Origin of the sequence: Streptomyces sp. S465, assembly GCF_026898115.1 — a bacterium.
Classification (GTDB): domain Bacteria; phylum Actinomycetota; class Actinomycetes; order Streptomycetales; family Streptomycetaceae; genus Streptomyces; species Streptomyces luomodiensis.
In genome coordinates this window covers 720,442-742,524 of the sequence record NZ_CP114036.1, presented here as the reverse complement: position 1 = coordinate 742,524, position 22,083 = coordinate 720,442, and the positions used below count along the sequence as shown (strand labels likewise).

The window sequence follows — 22,083 nt, the reverse complement described above, 5'->3', positions numbered from 1 at the left end:
CGTTCGACATCTAGCGGAGGCTCCTTGGCGCGTCGCGGAGGATGGGGGTCATCGGGCTCACGACTTTCCGAACTCGTCGGAGATGAGGTCGAAGATGTCTTCCGCTGTCGCCGCCTCGAGCTCGCTGTGGGCCGCGGAACGCCGGGTTTCCCCCTCCGTTTCACCCCACTTGGCCAGCAGCAGCCGCAGCCGCCCGGTGATCCGCCGCCGGGCCGCCTCGTCCACCGCCGAGGGCTCCGAGACCGCGTCCCACCGGTCGAGCTCGGACAGCAGATGCCCCTCCGAGGCCGGCTCCCCCTCGACGAGCCGCTCGCGCAGGAAGTCGGCCAGCTCCTTGGGAGTGGGGTGGTCGAAGACGAGGGTGGGCGGAAGCTCGACACCGGTGGCGGCGGAGAGCCGATGCCCGAATTCGACCGCCGTGAGGGAGTCGAACCCCAGCTCCTGGAACGGCTGGGCGGGCGGGACGGCGTCGACGGTGGAGTGGCCGAGGATCGCGGCGGCATGCGTGCGGATGTGATGGAGGAGAAGCTGATGCCGCTGGGCGGGGGTGCCGGCGGCCAGTTGCCGGGCAAGTGAGCCGCTCATGGCCGCGGTGGCGTCCGGGACGACATCGATGGGCGCCGCCGCGGCGGCCAGGCCGGACAGCAGCGGGCTGGGCCGCTGTGCGGTGAAACCGGCCGGGAACCTCTCCCAGTCGATGTCCGCGATGGTGATCGTGGTGTCGCCGTGGTCGAGGGAGTGCTGGAGCGAGGCGATGGCGAGATCGGTGTCGAGAGGACGCATCCCGCGCCGGCGGTAGTAGTCGACGACGGCCTCGTCGGCGGCCATGCCCGCCTCGCTCCACGGCGCCCAGGCCACGCTGGTGGCGGGGAGCCCCCGGGCGCGGCGGTGCTCGGCGAGGGCGTCGAGGTAGGCGTTGGCGGCGGCGTAGGAGGGCTGTCGGCTACCGCCCCACGTGGCGGCACCCGACGAGAAGAGCACGAAGGCGCTGAGGTCGAGATCCGCGGTGAGTTCATGGAGCACGGTGGCGGCGAGCGCCTTGGGCCGCAGCACCGCATCGATCCGCGACGGGTCGAGCTCGGCCAGCGGGGTGTTCTCCGCGACACCGGCGGTGTGGATGACGGCGGTGAGGGGGTGTTCGGTGGGGATGGTGTCGAGGAGGTGTTGGAGTGCGGTGCGGTCGGAGGCGTCGCAGGCGGTGATGGTGACGGTCGTGCCCAGGGTGGTGAGTTCTTGGGTGAGTTCCGCGGCGCCGGGGGCGTCGGGGCCGGAGCGGCTGATGAGGTGGAGGTGGGGCGCGCCCCGGTGGGCGAGCCAGCGGGCGACATGGGCGCCGAGAGCGCCGGTGCCACCGGTGATCAAGGTCGTCCCGGTGGGGTGCCACGCGGTGGACACGGTGTCGGTACCGACCGCGCGCTCCAGCCGGCGGGCGAGGACGGTGGAGCGGATCGCTACTTGGTCCTCGGGCTGACCGGGCACCAGCATGGCGGCGATACGGGCCGGAGTGCGGGCGTCGAGGACGGTCGGGAGGTCGATGAGACCACCCCAGAGGCGGGGGTGTTCCAGGGCCGCGACCCGGCCCATACCCCAGATCTGCGCCTGGTGGGGGTGGGGGAGCGGATCGGTGGCGACGGCGGCCACCGCACCCTGGGTGACACACCACAGGGGCGCCATGAGTCCCGTCTGGCCGAGGGCCTGGACAAGAGCGGCCGTGGCGGCCAGCCCCATGGGGACGGCCGGATGGTCGGGGTGGGGCGTCTGGTCGAGGGCGAGCAGACTCAGCACGCCCTCGGGTGTGCCGCCATCGGACAGGTGCGAGAGCTGGGGAGTGAGGGCGTCGCGCTGGGCGTCCGCGCCATCGACCGACAGGACCTCATGGGCCGCGCCATGGCCGTCGAGTGCCTGTGCGGCGGCGTGGACGGCCGGGTGCTCCTCCAGCCCGGACGGGACGAGGAGCAGCCAGGTCCCGCTGGGCGTCGGCGCGGTGGCGGGGTCCGGCAGATGCTTCCACGTGACGCGGTAGCGCCAGGAGTCGATGGTGGAGCGTTCCCGGTGCCGGCGCCGCCAGGTGGACAGTACGGGGAGCGCGGGCAGCAGGGCGTCGACGCCGGGGCCGCCCTCCTCCAGGTGGAGTGTGCTGGTGAGGGCGCTGACGTCGAGCTTCTCGATGGCGTCCCAGAGCCTGGCCTCGGCCCGGTCGTGGCCGTTGGTGTGGCCGTCGCCGCGAGGGGCTGGCGGGGCGAGCCAGTAGTGCTGGTGTTGGAAGGCGTAGGTGGGGAGGTCGATGGTGCGGGGGGTGGGGGTTGCGGGGTACCAGCTGGTCCAGTCCACGTTCGCGCCGGTGGTGTGGAGGCGGGCGAGGGTGTGGGTGAGGGCGTGGGTGTCGGGGTGTTTGCGGGTGAGGGTGGAGGTGATGAGGGGCGTGGGGTGGTCGGTGTGGTGGAGGGTGTGGTGGGTGGCGGTGGTCAGGGTGGGGTCGGGGCCGAGTTCGAGGAAGATCCCGGCTTCCGGGGCGGTGTGGGTGATGGCTTGGTGGAAGTGGACGGGTTGGCGGATGTGCTGGACCCAGTAGTCGGGGGTGGTGATGTGGTCGTCGGCTGGTTGTCCGGTGAGGTTGCTGATGAGGGGGATGGTGGGTGGGTGGTAGGTCAGTCCGCTGATCTGGTCCCGGAATGGTTTGAGGATGGGGTCCATCAGGGGGGAGTGGAAGGCGTGGCTGACGGTGAGTGTCCGGGTTTTGCGGCCCTTGGTTGCCCAGAGGGTGCTGATTTCGGTGACTGGTTCGGTGGGGCCGGAGATGACGGTGTTGCCGGGGGTGTTGTGGGCGGCGATGGTGACGTGGCCGTTGTGGGTGGTGAGGTCGTGGGCGAGTTCGTCGGGGGTGGCGGCGATGGTGGCCATGCTTCCGCCGGGGGGAAGCTGTCCCATGAGGGTGGCGCGGGCGGCGATGAGGTGGCAGGCGTCGGGGAGGTTGAAGACTCCGGCGATGTGGGCGGCGGCGATTTCCCCGATGGAGTGTCCGATGACCACGTCCGGGTGGATGCCGGCGGAGGCGAGTAGTCGGGCGAGGGCGATGTGCAGGGCGAAGAGTCCGGTTTGGGCGTAGGTGGTGTGGTCCAGCAGTGCTGCCTGTTCGGCCTCGGGGTTGAAGACGAGTTCCCGCAGGGGGTGTTCCAGATGCGGATCGAGCAGACCGCAGACTTCGTCGAAGGCTTCGGCGAAGACGGGGAATCGGTTGTACAGGTCGGCGCCCATGCCGGGGCGTTGGCTGCCTTGTCCGCTGAACAGGAAAACGGTCTGTCCGGCGGTGTCGGCGGCCTTTCCGGGGTGGACCAGGCCCGGATGTGGCTGTCCTGTGGCCAGTGCCTCCAGCCCGGCCAGCAGTTCTTCCTGGTTCTGGCCGATGAGTACGGCCCGGTGGTCGAACAGTGTCCTGGAGCGCAGCAGCGACCATCCGACCTCCGCAGCGCGCACTTCGGGGTCGTCCATGATGCGCCTGGTCAAGGCCCGCGCCTGGCCCCGTAGCGCCGCGTCGCTCTGTGCGGAGATCACCCAGGGCACCACACCGCCGGCGTTCGATACGGGAGCGGGCTCGATCGGCTCAGGAACCTGCTCGAGGATGAGATGGGCGTTCGTACCGGAGATGCCGAAGGACGACACACCTGCCCGGCGTGGCCGTTCGCCCTGGGGCCAGGGGACGGGTTCGGTGAGCAGCCGCAGGTCGCCCGCGTCCCAGTCGACATGGGGTGTCGGTGCGTCGATGTGCAGTGAGGCGGGCAGTACGCCGTGGCGCATCGCCATGACCATCTTGATGACACCGGCCACTCCGGCGGCGGCCTGGGTGTGGCCGATGTTGGACTTGATGGAGCCCAGCCACAGCGGACGTCCCTCGGGCCGGTCCTGGCCATACGTGGCCAGCAGCGCCTGGGCCTCGATCGGGTCACCCAGCGTGGTCCCGGTGCCGTGCGCCTCGACGGCGTCCACATCGGCCGGCGTCAGCCGGGCGTTGGCGAGGGCCTGCCGGATCACCCGTTGCTGGGAGGGTCCGTTCGGCGCGGTCAGGCCGTTGCTCGTACCGTCCTGGTTGACGGCGGAGCCACGTACCACGGCAAGCACCCGGTGGCCGTTGCGCCGTGCGTCGGACAGCCGCTCCAGCAGTACGAGACCGACGCCCTCGCCCCACACCATGCCGTCCGCCGCTGCCGCGAACGGTTTGCACCGGGCGTCGGGGGCCAGACCGCGCTGGCGGGAGAACTCGATGAACGCGCCCGGTGTGGCCATCACCGTGACACCGCCCGCCAGCGCCAAGGTGCACTCACCCTGCCGCAAAGCCTGGGCCGCCAGATGCATCGCCACCAGCGAGGACGAGCACGCCGTGTCCACCGTGACCGCCGGGCCTTCGAGGCCGAACGAGTAGGCCACCCGCCCTGACACCACACTGCCGATATTGCCCGTGGCGACATAGCCTTCGACGTCGCTCGCCGTATCGCCGGTGAGGGACAGATAGTCCTGGGACGTCACCCCCGCGAACACTCCCGTATTGCTGCCCGCGAGCGTGTCCCGGTCGAGACCCGCGTTCTCGAACGTCTCCCAGGCGGTTTCGAGGAGCAGCCGCTGCTGGGGGTCCATGGCGATCGCCTCACGCGGGCTGATGCCGAAGAACGCGGGATCGAACTCGGCCGCTTGGTGGAGGAAACCACCCTCGCGGACGTAGCTCGTCCCGGCGTGGTCGGGGTCGGGATGGTAGAGGGCGTTCAGGTCCCAGTTGCGGTCGGTGGGCATCTCCGCGATGGCATCCCGGTGGGCGGTGACCAGGTCCCACAGATCCTTCGGGGAGTGGGCGTCGCCGGGGTAGTGACAGGCCATGCCGACGATCGCGATCGGCTCGTCCTGGGCGGCCGCGACGGGGCTGTGAGCGGGTACGTCGGTCCGCCGGCCCGTGAGCTCTCCGCGCAGATAGGTGGCGAGCCCGTTGGGTGTGGGGTGGTCGAAGACGAGTGTGGGCGCGAGGTCGATTCCGGTGGCGGTGGCAAGCTGGTTGCGCAGCTCCACGGCGGTCAGGGAGTCGAACCCGAGCTCCTGGAAGGGCTGGGCGGGCGGAATGGCGTCCGGCCCGGAATGCCCCAGGATCGAGGCGGCGAGGGACTGGATCCGTTCGAGCAGGAGTTGGTGCTGCTGGTCGGGGGTGCAGTCGGAGAGCCGCTGCTGGAGCGACGTGGCGGTGGACGCGCCGGTGGGTCGCCCGGCCGGGTTCTCGGTGACGGCGATCAGGTCGTCGAACAGCGGGCTGGGGCGCTGGGCGGTGAAGGCCGTCGGGAACCTCTCCCAGTCGATGTCCGCGACGGCGATCGTGGTGTCACGGTGGTCCAGGGCGTGCTGGAGCGATGCCACGGCCAGATCGGGGCTCAGCGGTGACAGCCCACGTCGGCCGTAGAAGGAGAGCGCGGTTTCGTCGGCGGCCATGCCTGCCTCGCCCCACGGGCCCCAGGCGAGGCTGGTGGCGGCCAGTCCTCGGGCGCGGCGGTGTGCCGCGAGCGCGTCGAGATAGGTGTTCGCGGCGGCGTAGGCGCCTTGCCGACTGCCGCCCCACGCCGCCGCACCGGACGAGAAGAGCACGAAGGCGCTGAGGTCCAGACCCTGAGTCAGCTCGTGCAGATGGGCGGCCGCCAGGGCTTTGGCCCCGAGTACATACTGAAGCCGCTCCGGTCCCAGATTGGCGATGAGCTCCGTGTCCGACGTCCCGGCGGTGTGGATGACGGCGGTGAGGGGGTGTTCGGTGGGGATGGTGTCGAGGAGGCGTTGGAGTGCGGTGCGGTCGGAGGCGTCGCAGGCGGTGATGGTGACGGTCGTGCCCAGGGTGGTGAGTTCTTGGGTGAGTTCCGCGGCGCCGGGGGCCTCGGGGCCGGAGCGGCTGATGAGGTGGAGGTGGGGCGCGCCCCGGTGGGCGAGCCAGCGGGCGACATGGGCGCCGAGAGCGCCGGTGCCACCGGTGATGAGCGTGGTGCCCGTGGGCTGCCAGGTCCTGGGGGCGGTGGTGGGGGTACCGGCCCTGCGGAGGCGCCGGGCGTAGCTGCCGGTGGCGCGGATGGCGGTCTGGTCCTCCGGCTGACCGGGGGCGAGCAGGGCGGCCAGACGGCCGGCGGTGTGGTGGTCGATGGCGGTCGGCAGGTCGATCAGGCCACCCCAGCGGCGAGGGTGCTCCAGGGCCGCGGCGCGGCCGAGCCCCCAAGCCTGCGCCTGCCGCGGGCCGGGAAGCGGATCGCCGGGACCGGTGGCGACGGCGCCTTGGGTGAGGCACCACAGGGGCGCCGGGATCTCGGCGTCGCCGAGGGCCTGGACGAGTGTGATGGTGGCCGCCAGCCCGGAGGGAACGGCGGCGTATTCGGGGTGCGGTTCCTCATCGAGCGCGAGCAGGCTCAGCACACCGGCGAATCCGCCCTCGACGGTCAGACGGCTGAGGTGTGCCACCAGGGCGTCGCGATCGATGGCCCGGGTGTCGACCACATGGTGGAGGGGGGTGGCGCCGTGGGAGGCCAGCGCATGCCCGGCGGTCGCCACGGCAGGGTGGTCGGACTGACCGGCAGGGATGATCAGCAACCAGGTGCCGGCGAGGGCCGGAGGCGTGGAGGGAGCGGAAAGGGGCTTCCAGACGGTCTGATACCGCCAGGAACTGATGACCGACTGCTCCCGGTGGTGCCGCCGCCAGGCGGACAGGGTTGGGAGCACCGCGCTCAGCATGGGCTGCTGGTCCGCCGGTGAGTCGATGGTCGCGGCCAGGGCTTCCAGGTCCTCGCGCTCCACCGCCTCCCAGAACTCCCGGTCGACCAGCGCCGCCTCGGTGGGCGTCGGGTGCGCTGGGTCTGCGGAGGAGGCGGACGACAACCAGTAGTGCTGGTGTTGGAAGGCGTAGGTGGGGAGGTCGATGGTGCGGGGGGTGGGGGTTGCGGGGTACCAGCTGGTCCAGTCCACGTTCGCGCCGGTGGTGTGGAGGCGGGCGAGGGTGTGGGTGAGGGCGTGGGTGTCGGGGTGTTTGCGGGTGAGGGTGGAGGTGATGAGGGGTGTGGGTTGGTGGGTGGTGTGGTGGAGGGTGTGGTGGGTGGCGGTGGTCAGGGTGGGGTCGGGGCCGAGTTCGAGGAAGATGCGGGTTTGGGGGGCGGTGTGGGTGATGGCTTGGTGGAAGTGGACGGGTTGGCGGATGTGCTGGACCCAGTAGTCGGGGGTGGTGATGTGGTCGTCGGCTGGTTGTCCGGTGAGGTTGCTGATGAGGGGGATGGTGGGTGGGTGGTAGGTCAGTCCGCTGATCTGGTCCCGGAATGGTTTGAGGATGGGGTCCATCAGGGGGGAGTGGAAGGCGTGGCTGACGGTGAGTGTCCGGGTTTTGCGGCCCTTGGCTGCCCAGATGGCGCTGATCTCGGTGACTGGTTCGGTGGGGCCGGAGATGACGGTGTTGCCGGGGGTGTTGTGGGCGGCGATGGTGACGTGGCCGTTGTGGGTGGTGAGGTCGTGGGCGAGTTCGTCGGGGGTGGCGGCGATGGTGGCCATGCTTCCGCCGGGGGGAAGTTGTCCCATGAGGGTGGCGCGGGCGGCGATGAGGTGGCAGGCGTCGGGGAGGTTGAAGACTCCGGCGATGTGGGCGGCGGCGATTTCCCCGATGGAGTGTCCGATGACCACGTCCGGGTGGATGCCGGCGGAGGCGAGTAGTCGGGCGAGGGCGATGTGCAGGGCGAACAGTCCGGTTTGGGCGTAGGTGGTGTGGTCCAGCAGTGCTGCCTGTTCGGGCTCGTGGCTGAAGACGAGTTCCCGCAGGGGGTGTTCCAGATGCGGATCGAGCAGACCGCAGACTTCGTCGAAGGCTTCGGCGAAGACGGGGAATCGGTTGTACAGGTCGGCGCCCATGCCGGGGCGTTGGCTGCCTTGTCCGCTGAACAGGAAGACGGTCTGTCCGGCGGTGTCGGCGGCCTTTCCGGGGTGGACCAGGCCCGGATGGGGTTCTCCTGTGGCCAGTGCCTCCAGTGCGGCCAGGAGTTCTTCGCGGTTCTGGCCGATGAGTACGGCCCGGTGGTCGAACAGTGTCCTGGAGCGCAGCAGCGACCATCCGACCTCGGCCGGTGTCGCTTCGGAGTCGGCGGTCACCCGGTCGGCCAGTGCCCGTGCCTGACCGCGCAGTGCCTCGCCACCGCGCGCCGAGACCACCCACGGCACCGGCCCGTGAACGGGTTCGGTCTCGACGGTGCCAAGGGTCGCCGCCGGCTCTTCGGGTGCCTGCTCGACGATGACGTGTGCGTTGGTGCCGCTGATGCCGAACGAGGAGACACCCGCCCGGCGTGGATGCTCGGCGCGCGGCCACTCCCGCGCCTCGGTCAGCAGGCGGACATCGCCCGCGCTCCAGTCGACATGGGGTGTCGGTGCGTCGATGTGCAGCGAGGCGGGCAGCACGCCGTGCCGCATCGCCATCACCATCTTGATGACACCGGCCACTCCGGCGGCGGCCTGGGTGTGGCCGATGTTGGACTTGATGGAGCCCAGCCACAGCGGACGTCCCTCGGGCCGGTCCTGGCCATACGTGGCCAACAGGGCCTGTGCCTCGATCGGATCACCCAACGTGGTCCCGGTGCCGTGTCCCTCCACTACATCGACCTCTGCGGGCGACAGCCGGGCGTTGGCGAGCGCCTGGCCGATCACCCGTTGCTGGGAGGGCCCGTTCGGCGCGGTCAGGCCGTTGCTCGTACCGTCCTGGTTGACCGCCGAGCCCCGGATCACCGCCAGTACCCGGTGGCCGTTGCGCCGTGCGTCGGACAGCCGCTCCAGCAGCAGAAGTCCGGCGCCCTCGCCCCAACCGGTGCCGTCGGCCGCCGATGCGAACGGCTTGCACCGACCGTCGGCCGCTAGCCCACGCTGGCGGGAGAACTCGATGAAGGTGGTCGGCGTGGCCATCACCGTCACACCGCCCGCCAGCGCCATGGAGCATTCGCCCTGCCGCAGGGCCTGGGCCGCCAGATGCATTGCCACCAGCGAGGACGAGCACGCCGTGTCCACCGTGACCGCCGGGCCCTCGAGGCCGAACGCGTACGCCACCCGGCCGGACATGACGCTCGGCGTACCGCCTGCCAGCAGATACCCCTCCACCTCCTGCGCCGAGGAGCTTCCGGAGGCCCCGTAGCCCTGATAGGTGCCGCCCGTGAAGACGCCGGTGTCGCTGCCGGCGAGCGTGTCCCGGTCGAGGCCCGCGCTCTCGAAGGTCTCCCAGGCGGTTTCGAGGAGCAGCCGCTGCTGGGGGTCCATGGCGAGCGCTTCACGCGGACTGATGCCGAAGAACGCCGCGTCGAATCCGGCCGCGTCGTGGAGGAAGCCGCCTTCACGCGCATAGCTGGTGCCCAGACGCTCGGGGTCGGGGTCGAAGAGCGTGGCCAGATCCCAGTCGCGGTCGGTGGGCATCCCTCCGATGGCGTCCCGGCCCGCGACGACCAGCTCCCACAGTCCCTCCGGTGAGCGCACGCCTCCCGGGTAGCGGCAGGCCATGCCGACGATCGCGATCGGCTCGCCGTCTGCGGCCGCGGACGCGGACGGCGTGTGGGGGGTGACGGCGGCCTTCTGCCCCGCGAGTTCGGCGCACAGATAGGTGGCGAGCGCGTTCGGCGTCGGATGGTCGAAGACCAGCGCCGGGGCGAGGGAGAGGCCGGTGGTGGTGGCGAGCTGATTGCGCAGCTCCACCGCGGTGAGGGAGTCGAAGCCCAGCTCCTGGAAGGGCTGGACGGGGGCAATCGCGTCCAGCCCGGAGTGGCCGAGGATGGCCGCGGCCAGGGTCTGGATATGGCGGACCAGGATCTGGTGCCGCTGGGCCGCGGGTGCCGAGCCGAGCTGTTGCCGCAGCGGATTGCCGTCGGCGGCTGCCGCGGGCGTGGTGGGCTCCGCACTGGACGTCATCAGTCGGCTGAGGAACGGACTGGGACGTTGCGCGGTGAACGTACGGCCGAACTTCTCCCAGTCGACATCCGCGATCGTGACGGCGGTGTCGTGGTGGGTCAGAGCGTGATGCAGCGACTTGATGGCGAGGTCGGTGCTGAGGGGCGAGAGACCGCGCCGCTTGAGGTGGGAGAGCGTGTGCTGGTCGGCGGCCATGCCTGCCTCGCCCCACGGGCCCCAGGCAAGGCTGGTGGCGGCCAGTCCCCGGGCGCGGCGGTGTGCGGCGAGCGCGTCCAGGTAGGTGTTCGCGGCGGCGTAGGCGGCCTGCCGGCCACTGCCCCATGTGGCGGCGTTCGACGAGAAGAGAACGAAGGCGGTGAGATCGAGCTTCTGGGTGAGGGCATGCAGATGGGTGGCGGCCAGGGCCTTGGACCGCAGTACGGACTGCAACCGTCCCGGGTCCAGCTCGTCGATCTGTCCCAGTTCCATCGTCCCGGCGGTGTGGACGACGGCGGTGAGGGGGTGTTCGGCGGGGATGGTGTCGAGGAGGTGTTGGAGTGCGGTGCGGTCGGAGGCGTCGCAGGCGGTGATGGTGACGGCCGTCCCCAGCGCGGTGAGCTCCTCGCTGAGCTCCGCGGCGCCGGGGGCCTCGGGGCCGGAGCGGCTGATGAGGTGGAGGTGGGGCGCGCCCCGGTGGGCCAGCCAGCGGGCGATCTGGGCGCCGAGACCGCCGGTGCCGCCGGTGATGAGCGTGGTGCCGGACGGTTCCCAAGGGGCCGGGCTGGTGTCGGCGGCGGGCACCCGGACGAGGCGGCGCGCGTATGTCCCGGTGGTACGGATGGCCACCTGGTCCTCGGACTGTTCGGGTACGAGAAGGGCTGCCAGCCGACCTGCGGTGTGGTGGGTCATGGTGGCGGGCAGATCGATGAGGCCGCCCCAACGCTGCGGGTGTTCCAGCGCGGCGACGCGGCCGAGTCCCCAGATCTGCGCCTGCTCGGGGTGGGGGAGAAGGTCGTTGCGGCCGGTGGCGACGGCGCCCTGGGTGAGACACCACAGGGGCGCGCTGATTCCGGCGTCGCCGAGAGCCTGGAGGAGCGCGGTGGTGGCGGCAAGCCCGGCGGGCACTGCCGGGTGGCCGGTGAGCGGGTTTTGATCGAGGGCGAGCAGACTGATGACCCCGGCGGGTCGGGCGTCCTCGGTCAGCCGGTCCAGACGTTCGCGGAGCGCGGCGCGATCGATGTCATGTGTGTCGACCGCATGCGGGAGCGCGGTGGCGCCGTGCGCCTGAAGCGCCTGGACGGTGACCCGGACCGTGGCGTGTTCCAGCTGACCGGTCGGGGCGACCACCAGCCAGGTGCCGGTCAGGGCCGGTGTGGCCGGGTCGGGGAGCTGCTGCCAGGTGGTCCGGTAGCGCCAGGAGTCGATGGTGGAGCGTTCCCGGTGCCGGCGCCGCCAGGCGGACAGTACGGGGAGCGCGGGCAGCAGGGCGTCGACGCCGGGGCCGCCCTCCTCCAGTTGAAGTGTGCTGCTGAGGGCGTCGACGTCGAGCTCTTCGATGGCATGCCAGAGCTGTGCCTCGGCCGGGTCCTCGGCCGCCCCTTCGAAGCTCGTACGGGCCGCGGGCGGGGACAGCCAGAAGCGCTGGTGCTGAAAGGCATACGTCGGCAACCCGACCACCCGGGGGGCCGGGTCGGTGGGAAACCAGCTGGTCCAGTCCACGTTCGCGCCGGTGGTGTGGAGGTGGGCGAGGGTGTGGGTGAGGGCGTGGGTGTCGGGGTGTTTGCGGGTGAGGGTGGAGGTGATGAGGGATGTGGGGTGGTCGGTGTGGTGGAGGGTGTGGTGGGTGGCGGTGGTCAGGGTGGGGTCGGGGCCGAGTTCGAGGAAGACCCCGGCTTCCGGGGCGGTGTGGGTGATGGCTTGGTGGAAGTGGACGGGTTGGCGGATGTGCTGGACCCAGTAGTCGGGGGTGGTGATGTGGTCGTCGGCTGGTTGTCCGGTGAGGTTGCTGATGAGGGGGATGGTGGGTGGGTGGTAGGTCAGTCCGCTGATCTGGTCCCGGAATGGTTTGAGGATGGGGTCCATCAGGGGGGAGTGGAAGGCGTGGCTGACGGTGAGTGTCCGGGTTTTGCGGCCCTTGGCTGCCCAGATGGCGCTGATCTCGGTGACTGGTTCGGTGGGGCCGGAGATGACGGTGTTGCCGGGGGTGTTGTGGGCGGCGATGGTGACGTGGCCGTTGTGGGTGGTGAGGTCGTGGGCGAGTTCGTCGGGGGTGGCGGCGATGGTGGCCATGCTTCCGCCGGGGGGAAGTTGTCCCATGAGGGTGGCGCGGGCGGCGATGAGGTGGCAGGCGTCGGGGAGGTTGAAGATTCCGGCGATGTGGGCGGCGGCGATTTCCCCGATGGAGTGTCCGATGACCACGTCCGGGTGGATGCCGGCGGAGGCGAGTAGTCGGGCGAGGGCGATGTGCAGGGCGAAGAGTCCGGTTTGGGCGTAGGTGGTGTGGTCCAGCAGTGCTGCCTGTTCGGGCTCGTGGTTGAAGACGAGTTCCCGCAGTGGGTGTTCCAGATGCGGATCGAGGAGGCCGCAGACTTCGTCGAAGGCTTCGGCGAAGACGGGGAATCGGTTGTAGAGGTCGGCGCCCATGCCGGGGCGTTGGCTGCCTTGTCCGCTGAACAGGAAGACGGTCTGTCCGGCGGTGTCGGCGGCCTTTCCGGGGTGGACCAGGCCCGGATGGGGTTCTCCTGTGGCCAGTGCGTCCAGTGCGGCCAGCAGTTCTTCGAGGTTCTGGCCGATGAGTACGGCCCGGTGGTCGAACAGTGTCCTGGAGCGCAGCAGCGACCATCCGACCTCCGCAGCGCTCACGTCGGGGTCGGCGGTCACCCGGTCGGCCAGTGCCCGTGCCTGACCGCGCAGTGCCTCGCCACCGCGCGCCGAGACCACCCACGGCACCGGCCCGTGAACGGGTTCGGTCTCGACGGTGCCAAGGGCCGCCGCCGGCTCTTCGGGTGCCTGCTCGACGATGACGTGTGCGTTGGTGCCGCTGATGCCGAACGAGGAGACACCCGCCCGGCGTGGATGCTCGGCGCGCGGCCACTCCCGCGTCTCGGTCAGCAGGCGGACATCGCCCGCGCTCCAGTCGACATGGGGTGTCGGTGCGTCGATGTGCAGCGAGGCGGGCAGTACGCCGTGCCGCATCGCCATCACCATCTTGATGACACCGGCCGCGCCCGCCGCCATCTGGGCGTGCCCGATGTTGGACTTGATGGAGCCCAGCCACAGCGGACGTCCCTCGGCCCGGTCCTGGCCATACGTGGCCAGCAGCGCCTGGGCCTCGATCGGATCACCCAGCGTCGTGCCCGTACCGTGCGCCTCGACCGCGTCCACGTCCGACGGTGACAGCCGGGCGTTGGCGAGGGCCTGCCGGATCACCCGTTGCTGGGAGGGCCCGTTCGGCGCCGTGAGGCCGTTGCTGGCGCCGTCCTGGTTGACCGCCGAGCCACGTACCACGGCAAGCACCCGATGGCCGTTGCGCCGCGCGTCGGACAGCCGCTCCAGCAACAGGACGCCCACGCCTTCCGCCAGGGTCATACCGTCGCTGTCGGCCGAGAACGCCTTGGACCTGCCGTCGGGGGCGAGCCCGCGCAATTCGCTGAAGCCGATGAACGGCGCCGTCGAGGACATCACGGCGACGCCCCCGGCCAGCGCCGTGTCGCAGTCACCCTGCCGGATCGCCTGGCAGGCCAGATGCAGGGCGACCAAGGAGGAGGAGCACGCGGTGTCCACGGTCACCGCGGCTCCCTCCAGACCGAGGGCGTACGCCACTCGGCCGGACACCACGCTGGCGGAGTTGCCGATGGTGAAGTAGCCCGCCGAGCCCTCGGGCACCTGGGAGGCGTCGGAGCAGTAGTCGAGGTGATCGCAGCCGATGAAGGTGCCGGTCCGGCTGCCGCGCAGCGACTCCGGGTCGATCCCGGCGTGCTCGATGGCCTCCCAGGACGCCTCGAGGGCCAGCCGCTGCTGCGGCGCCATTCCGAGAGCCTCGCGGGGGCTGATGCCGAAGAACGCGGCGTCGAATCCCGCTGGGTCGTCGATGAAGCCGCCCTCGCGGGTATAGCTCGTCCCGGGGTGCTCGGGGTCGGGGTGGAAGAGGTTTTCGAGATCCCAATTGCGGTCGGTGGGGAGTTCCGAGATGGCGTCCCGCTCGGCGGCGACCAGTTCCCACAGGTCTTCGGCGGACCGTACGCCTCCGGGGAAACGGCAGGACATTCCCACGATCGCGACCGGCTCATGTCCCGCGGACTCGACGTCCTTGAGACGGCGCTGCGTCTGACGCAGATCCGCCGTCACCCGCTTCAGATAGTCGAGCAGTTTCTCTTCATTGCCCGCCATGGTCGGCCACCCCCACTACCCTCGGTCCGGAATGCTGAACGCTATTGGCGGCGGCAGTCGTAACTGCCCTGCAAGGTACTTCCGTCGGGGAAGGTGAAGCTCGTGGTGTCCCTGAAATGTCCTCGATCGAGCACCTGATAGTCGTCCACGAGATCCAGCTTCACGCCCGATGTCTGCCCGGTGGCATTCGGCGTGATCACCTGGGTGAGGGGACCCTTGAAAATCAGATGGCCGTCCTTCCAGCCGGGGGAGGTGTAGTTTCCGGACGAACCCCAGTTGTCGTGGTACTGGTTGATGAATTTCCCGTCGACCGGATTCCAGCCGAAGGACGAGCGGCCGACGACGTTGCCGGGTTCGAGGCCGGCGTCCGTGTAGAGGTAATGCCCGCCCATCGCCCGCTTCGTGGTCAGACGCAGCACCGCCGGTTTGCCGCCCGGCGGTGGGGTGTAGTCGCAGGTGTAGGAGCCGAGTAGGAAGTCGAGAGCGTGGATCTGCGGGGGAGAGGGGAGTGGATTCCTGTCCCGTGGCGATGTGGCTCGAGTATCCGGCTCTGCGTTCACCGGGGAGACGGTGAGGGCGACCAGACCGACCGCAGCCGCGCCCATGACACCGGCCGGGACTCGTCGGCTCCCCCTCCTCCGCCGGACCGCGCCACGCGGGTCCCGTTCCGCTGACTTCTCGGTACGCACACTCGACTCCCAACCCTCAATCGGGCGCTGACCTGCGGCTGAGCCACCTCATGCGGCCTGTTCGGATACGGCGACCATCATTTGCGCCGTCACCAAAGTGGGCCTAACGCCCGGCTTGGCCTACGCGTGCGGTGGAACCTTCTCGCGCGGTGGAAAAGGTGCCGCGAAAAAAAGGGGGGGCGCACTGGCATCGCGTTAGCCCAGCTTTAGTCCGCCCTTCGACCATGAATCGGACCTTGGCGATGAGGAGGATGGCGATGAGCGGCTGGCCCGCGCTGGAGAAGTACATCGATCGGGCACCCACGTCGAAGGAGATGATGTCCTGGATCGAGTTGATCGTCAGCCAGGGCATCCGCCGCGCCGGTTATCCGGCCGACAGCTGGACCGAGGAGTGGGCCGCGGAACAGTTCCGGGAGATCGGGCTGGCGGACGTCCGGCTGGAGCCGCTGGCCACGCCGATCTGGCGGCCGCGGTCCGCCGCCTTCGAGATCTGGCCCGCCGGCCGGCCCGATGAGCTCATCCGTTTCGAGGGACTGGCGCTGCCGTACACCACCCCGACCGAGGGCACCGAGGGCCGGCTGGTGCGGATGGCGGACGGGGAGGTGCGGGGCTCCATCGCGGTCCAGGAGATCGGCTTCACCCGCCTGCCGCAGACCGAGGTGCAGGCCCGCGCCACCGGCTCCTACGACCCCGAGGGCGTGTTCCCCGACCTCGTGCAGACCGTGCCGTTCGACCTCCCCCATGTGCTGGACTTCGACATCGCCATCAAGGACGGCGCCACGGCCTATGTCGGCCTGCTCACCGGACTGCCCTGGGAGACCAGCGACTTCTACTGGCCCTATGACGCCGAACCGCGTTCCGTCCCCGGCATCTGGCTGAGCGGCAAGGACGGACGGCGGGTCCGCGAGCTGATGGCGTCGGGGGAGTGCGAGGGGCGGATCGTCTCCGATGCCACCATCACCGAGGAGACCACCCACAATGTGGTGGGCACACTGCCCGGCGCCTCCGACCACTGGGTCATCGTCGGATCGCACCATGACGGTCCCTGGGCGTCGGCCGTGGAGGACGCCTCCGGGGTCGCGCTCGTCCTGGCGCAGGCCAGGTTCTGGGCGTCGGTGCCCCAGGAGCTGCGGCCGCACAACATGCTGTTCGTGCTGACGTCCGGCCATATGGCGGGCGCCGCGGGCACACAGGCGTTCATCGCCGCCCATCCCGAGCTGTTTCCCCAGGTCGTGCTGGAAATGCATCTGGAACACGCGGCACGCCAGGCGGATGTGGTCGACGGAGAGGTCGTGCCCACTGACGACCCCGAGGTGCGCTGGTGGTTCACCACTGAGGCGCCCGAGCTGGAGCGTCTGGTGGCCGAGTCCCTGGCGGCGGAGGACCTGCGCCGCTCGTGGATTCTGTCGCCGACCGCCTTCGCGCCGAACCCGGCCACCGACGGCGCCTACTTCTACTACACGGGCGTGCCGCTGGTGCAGCTGATCACCACGCCCATGTACATCTTCGATCCGCGGGACACCCCGGACAAGGTGGACGAGCAGAGCCTGGTGCCGCTCACCAAGGGGGCGGCGCGGATCATCGCCGGTACGGCGGGCTGCGAGCCCGGCACCCTCCGGGTGCCCATCCAGACGGCCAAGGTCGACGAGACGCGATAGGACCGCCGCACACCGACCGCACGGGTGGTGGCCCGCCGGGTGCCGGTGGGCCACCACCCATCCGTTCTACCGGCGGGCCGTCACCGGTCGCGCGCTACCGGTGGCCCGACAGCCGGCACAGCGCCTTGGCGGTCCGGTGCGGATCGCTTTCGGAACGGGCGGTGAGGACCACCGTGCCCTGCCGTGCGGCGTCCTTCTCCGCGGCCACGGCCACCTCGACATCGACCGATCCACCCGCCCTGGCGGTGGCGAGACGGTTGGGCAGCCAGGCGGACCAGCCCCGGCCGACGGCCTTCGCCGACAGCCGGTAGACATCCGAGTCCACCGAGGTGGCGGGCGCACCGGCCGGTCCGCCGGTGGCGCGTGTGGTGTTGTCGAGGCCGAAGGTGCACACGGCCCGGGAGTGGGAGGCGTCCCCCGTGGCCTGGCCGCGGTGCAGCGTCAGACCGCGGCGCTGCGGTCCGGCGCCGTCGAGGGACCGCACGGCGACGGTGTACGAGAGCACTCCGGACCTGTCGCGCTCGAGGTCGAGCACGTAGAAGTGCAGCCGGTTGGCCGGGTCGAGGTACTCGTACTGGCTGCCGGAGTCGGCTCCGGCGTGGAACAGCGCATCGCTGAGCTGCCGGTAGTCGCCCATGGTGATCTTCTGGGCGGTACCGTCGGGGCGGTGGAAGTCCACCAGGTCGATGTCCTCGGGATGAGCGTCGACCACCCAGGCGAACGGGGCCCGGTCCTCGTCCTTCAGCACCGTGTAGACGTCGTGGGCGAACACCTCGACCGCCGGGCGTGGTTCCCATCCCATCCAGGCCATCTGGTCGTCCGCGGCCACCGGGCACCGGCGCACCGCGTCCACCATCCGGGTCAGGATGTCCTGGCAGCGGCCGGCCGAGAGGAAGTTCTCCCGGGTCATGGGCAGGGCGGGCAGATGCAGCAGCATGGCGTTGGGGCCGTCGGCGAGGTTGTGCGGGGTGTTCTGGTAGCCCAGGACGTGGATCAGACCGTGTGCCGGATGGTGGCGGCGTCCGGCGTACACCGTCGTGCCGGAGAACGCGGCCCGGTCCATGGAGACACACATGGCGGCCACGCTACCTGCGCGGTGCCCGACCCACCGCCCTCCGCTCCGGCCTGCCGATATCGTCCCGGTCTCGGTACCGGGGTACGGCTGCCGGGCCGATACGGAAGCGCGATAGCGTGTACAGGCCAACGGGAGGCCGCCGCCGGTCCGGGACTTCGGTGCGGCACACCCGGGAACAGCCCCTCCCGGAGGGCCAGGCGCGTCCGCGCTCCCCGAGCCGGGCGCCGGTTCTTCCTCCCGTCCGGCGCCACTCGTGGATACCAGCACTAGGAGCCCTCTTGACCAGCCCAGAACAGCGCATGGCTGACCTGCTCAAGACCTTCGGTGAGCCTGCGGCGAACACCGCGTACCTGCTGTGCGACAGCCATCCGGACGACGCGGTCGCGTTCACGGTGGTGGGCAAGGACATGACCGGCCACGACATGACGTACGGGGAGCTTCGTGACCGCTCGTCACGTATGGCCGGTGCCCTGGCCGCCCTGGGAGTCGGAGTGGGCGACCGCGTCGCCACCTTGATGGGCAAATCCGCCGAACTGCTGGTCGCCTCCCTCGCGATCTGGCGGCTCGGGGCCGTCCAGGTGCCGCTGTTCACCGCGTTCGCCCCGCCGGCCATCGCGCTGAGGATCAAGGGCAACGACACCAAGGTCGTGATCACCGATGCCGATCAGCGGTCCAAGCTGGACCCGGAGTCGGGCTTCCCCGACGAGCGCCCCTGGCGGATCGTCACCACCGGGCCCGTCACCGGGTCCGATCTGTCCTTCGCAGAGCTGGCCGAGTCTCAGGCCCCGCTGTCCGAGCCGGTGGCCGTGGGCGGCGACGGGCTCATCGTGGAGCTGTTCACCTCCGGTACCGCAGGCACCCCGAAGGCCGTCCCGATCCCGCTGCGGGCCGTCGCGGGCTTCGTGATGTACCAGCAGTTCGGCCTGGACCACCGGCCCACCGATGTGTTCTGGAACGCCGCCGACCCGGGCTGGGCGTACGGCCTCTACTACGCGATCATCGCCCCCCTCGCCCTCGGGCAGCGCGCGTTGCTGCTGAACAGCCTGTTCTCGGCCGAGTCCACCTGGGAGGTGCTCTCCCGGTTCGGCGTCACCAACTTCACCGCCGGGCCCACCGTCTACCGGAAGCTGCGCGGCTCCGGCATCCCCGCCCCCGGCGATCTGCGCCTGCGCTGCTGCTCCGCGGCCGGCGAACCGCTGCCCCCGGACGTCGTCGACTGGGCGCGGGAGACGCTCGGCGTCCCGGTGCGCGACCACTACGGTTCGACCGAGTGCGGCATGATGGTCGCCCACGCCTGGCACCCGGCCCTGCGCGACGACATCAAGGCCGGTTCCATGGGCCGTCCGCTGCCCGGCTGGGAGGTGAAGGTGCTGCGCGAGGACACCAACTCCGCGCCCGCCCGCACCGGCGTCCCCGGCCGGGTCGTGGTGGACATCGCCGAATCCCCGCTGATGTGGTTCAAGGGCTACGTCGGCGCCCCCGAGCGGAGCGCCGACAAGTTCAGCCCCGACGGGCGCTGGTTCTACACCGGTGACACCGCCTCCCGGGACGCGGACGGCGATCTGTTCTTCTCCGGGCGCGGCGACGACGTCATCCTGATGGCGGGTTACCGCATCGGCCCCTTCGAGCTGGAGACCGTGCTGCTGGAGCACGCCGCGGTGGCGGAGGCCGCCGTGGTCGGTGTACCGCACGAGGAGTACGGCGAGGTGGTGGAGGCGTTCGTGGTGCCGTACCCCGGCGCCGAGGCGGGCGACGCGCTCGCCGCCGAGCTTCAGCAGCTGGTCAGGGAGCGGTACGCCAAGCACGCGTATCCGCGGAAGGTCCACTTCGTGGCCGAACTGCCGAAGACCTCCAGCGGCAAGACGCAGCGGTTCCTGCTGCGCCCGCAGCCGCCCGCCTCCTCGCGGCGCCGCTGAGCAGGCCACCGCACCGAGGCCGCTCCGTACCGAGGCGACTCCCACCGAGACGGCTTCTGTACCGAGGCGGCTTCTGTACCGAGACAGCTTCCGTACCGGGCACCGCGCGCGCCCCGGCCTCCCGTGTCGTCGACGGGACGCCGGGGCGCGCGCACGCCGGTCACCCCCGGGACCGGGACAGCGCCTCCCGTACCGCCTCCTCCGTACGCCCCACCACCGCCGAACCGTCGTCCGCCGTGATGATGGGGCGCTGGATGAGCTTGGGGTGCTCGGCGAGCGCCGCGATCCAGCGGTCCCGTGCGCCCTCCTCACGTGGCCAGTCCTTCAGGCCGAGCTCCTTCGCGGCGGCCTCCTGGGTCCGGGTGATGTCCCAGGGCTCCAGCCCGAGCCGGCCGAGCACCGCTCGGATCTCGTCCTGGCTGGGGACGTCCTCGAGATAGCGGCGGACGCTGTAGCCGGCGCCCTCCGCGTCGAGCAGGGTCAGCGCGCTACGGCACTTCGAGCATGCCGGATTGATCCAGATCTCCATGCCGCACACGGTATCGCGACAATGCCCCGGAACGGCGCCTGACCAGGGGACTTTGTCAGTGCCCGGACGTAGAATGGAGGCAGTTGAAGGGAAGGTTTCCCGACCATCTCAGGAGGCTGCCGATGGCCGTTGCCGGACCCCCTCTTCAGGATCTGCCGAGCTTTCCGACCTTGCCGAAGAAGCGGATGCCCGCAGGGCGCCCGCGTGAGTGGTACGAGTCCCACAACCGCCGTCTGAAGGCCATGCGCCTGGCCATCGCGCTGCTCAACTCCGGTGTCTACCGCCCCGAGCAGGCGCCCAACCGCAAGATACGCTCCACCGCGGCGCGGATCGGGGTGCATCCGCCCTCCGCCACCACCTGCCGCATGGTGCGTTCCCTCCTCCACACCGATCAGACCAGCCCCGCCGACCACACCGAGCGCACCGGCCCCGCCCGACCCCGATCCACTCGCCGCTGACATCGCCGGCCCGCCGCGCCTCCTCGGGGGCGCGGCGGGCCCCGGCGAGCGCCGCGGACATCGCGGCACTCGCCCGCGACATCCGTCCGTAAGGTCCCGCCCGGCCCCGCTCACCTTCCCCGCTTGCTTTCCGCACGACGGAAAGGAACCGGCCGCTTCCGGGAATCGTGCGCCGTTGTCCCGGTCGGGAAAAGGCGCGGGGAGTGCTGAGGGAATTCCGGCGGCGTGAACCGTCCGCGGGCGTTCTTCCGCTCTCCCCCGAGGGGCTCCCGTTGCGAGGGGCGCGGAGCGGGCGCACGCTCTCTTTGACGGAGGGAGCCATGCGATGACCCAGCAACCGCCGTCGGAGGCGGTCGACCGTCCGGCCGTCGGCTCGTACCCGACCTACGCCGGCGCCCAGCGCGCGGTCGACTTCCTGGCCGACAACAAGTTCCCGGTCGAGCACATCGCCATCATCGGCACCGATCTGCGGATGGTCGAGACGGTCCTCAGACGGTTGACCCGGGGCCGCGCCGCGCTGGCCGGGGCCGGTACGGGGGCCTGGTTCGGGCTGCTCATCGGGCTGCTGCTGACAGTGTTCGCCGCGGGGACCCACAGTGTGATCGCACTGCTGGTGAGCGGTGTCGTCTATGGGGCGATTTTCGGCGCGATCTTTGGTTTTGTCGGTCATGCCATGACCGGAGGGCAGCGCGATTTCGCCTCCCGCAGCCAGATCGTGGCCTCGCGCTATGACGTGGTCGCGGATGCCGAGGTGGCCGAGGAGGCGAAGAACATGCTGGCCAGGCTCGCGATGCGGGAGGACTGAGGGCCTCGGGCGGCCTCCCGGGGGTCCGTGCGTGTACTAACCGCCTTAGGGGAAAGGCGTGACTCCGGGCGGCGCCGATAGAGGCCGAATCGCGCGTGACGCGCCCGGTACACCCACGGAACGGTCAACACTTGGCAAAAAGAGTGCGCCAAACGGCGGCCGTCGACGTGCGGTCATGACTGGGTGCGCCGCCCGGCGGCCCGCAGGGCCTTGCGCAGCGCGCTGACCTCTTCCGGACCCATCTGCTCGACGAAGTGGGTGAGGGCGGCGGAGCGGTCCTCGCTGGTGCTGAGCGCGTCCTCCATCAGGGCGGCGGTGTACTCCTCGCGGCTGCGGACCGGTGAGTACACCCAGGCCCGGCCCTCCTTGGCGCGCAGCAGCCAGCCCTTGTTGTAGAGGATGGAGGCGACGGTCATCACCGTGGTATAGGCGACCGGGCGGTGATCGTTGATGTCGTCCACGATCTCGCGCACCGTGGTGGGACGCTGCCAAGCCCAGAGGCGGTCCATGATCTCCGCCTCGAGCTCCCCCAACCGTCGCATGGACGCTTCCTTCCGCCGTTAGTACGGAGGCCCATAGTAGAGACCCCTCGGCGGGGTGCCGCACGCGGCTGTCGGAAAAACCTCAACTCGCCCTGCTCGCGATAGGCTTGACGCCACGC

The 22,083-nt window shown here is 70.5% G+C and carries 9 protein-coding genes; 4 read left to right on the top strand and 5 right to left on the bottom strand.

Translation table 11 applies throughout. The annotated features are described in order from the left end of the window. Nucleotides 1-57: 57 nt before the first annotated feature. On the bottom strand, nt 58-14,292 hold the full coding sequence (locus N6H00_RS03305) for a type I polyketide synthase (RefSeq protein WP_268970006.1): 14,235 nt from the start codon (nt 14,290-14,292) through the stop codon (nt 58-60). A 41-nt stretch (nt 14,293-14,333) separates the two neighbouring features. Further along, complete coding sequence (locus N6H00_RS03300; protein WP_268970005.1) at nt 14,334-14,852, bottom strand: hypothetical protein; 519 nt, start codon at nt 14,850-14,852, stop codon at nt 14,334-14,336. Between the two features lie 386 nt (nt 14,853-15,238). Between N6H00_RS03300 and N6H00_RS03295 the strand changes: the two genes are divergently transcribed. Next, entirely contained in the window at nt 15,239-16,639 is a 1,401-nt protein-coding gene (locus N6H00_RS03295; protein WP_268970004.1) for a M28 family metallopeptidase, read from the top strand. A 94-nt stretch (nt 16,640-16,733) separates the two neighbouring features. Here N6H00_RS03295 and N6H00_RS03290 read toward each other — a convergent pair whose 3' ends face one another. Continuing rightward, the gene (locus N6H00_RS03290) at nt 16,734-17,714 is read right to left on the bottom strand and encodes a hypothetical protein (protein WP_268970003.1); all 981 of its coding nucleotides are present in this window, start codon (nt 17,712-17,714) and stop codon (nt 16,734-16,736) included. A gap of 278 nt (nt 17,715-17,992) precedes the next feature. On the opposite strand from N6H00_RS03290, the gene N6H00_RS03285 reads away from it, so the two are divergent. Next, on the top strand, nt 17,993-19,630 hold the full coding sequence (locus N6H00_RS03285; protein WP_268970002.1) for an AMP-binding protein: 1,638 nt from the start codon (nt 17,993-17,995) through the stop codon (nt 19,628-19,630). A 160-nt stretch (nt 19,631-19,790) separates the two neighbouring features. Here N6H00_RS03285 and N6H00_RS03280 read toward each other — a convergent pair whose 3' ends face one another. Continuing rightward, nucleotides 19,791-20,159 (bottom strand): arsenate reductase family protein, encoded by a 369-nt coding sequence (locus tag N6H00_RS03280; RefSeq protein WP_268970001.1) that lies wholly within the window; start codon nt 20,157-20,159, stop codon nt 19,791-19,793. 122 nt (nt 20,160-20,281) lie between these two features. Here N6H00_RS03280 and N6H00_RS03275 point away from each other — a divergent pair, with 122 nt between their 5' ends. Both N6H00_RS03275 and N6H00_RS03270 read left to right on the top strand, forming a co-directional pair. Next, nucleotides 20,282-20,617, top strand: a complete 336-nt coding sequence (locus N6H00_RS03275) for a hypothetical protein (RefSeq protein ID WP_268970000.1) — start codon at nt 20,282-20,284, stop codon at nt 20,615-20,617. A 325-nt stretch (nt 20,618-20,942) separates the two neighbouring features. After that, complete coding sequence (locus tag N6H00_RS03270) at nt 20,943-21,422, top strand: general stress protein (RefSeq protein WP_268969999.1); 480 nt, start codon at nt 20,943-20,945, stop codon at nt 21,420-21,422. A gap of 173 nt (nt 21,423-21,595) precedes the next feature. Here the strand turns inward: N6H00_RS03270 and N6H00_RS03265 are convergent, their stop codons facing one another. Then, complete coding sequence (locus N6H00_RS03265; protein ID WP_268969998.1) at nt 21,596-21,964, bottom strand: BlaI/MecI/CopY family transcriptional regulator; 369 nt, start codon at nt 21,962-21,964, stop codon at nt 21,596-21,598. Nucleotides 21,965-22,083 lie beyond the last annotated feature (119 nt).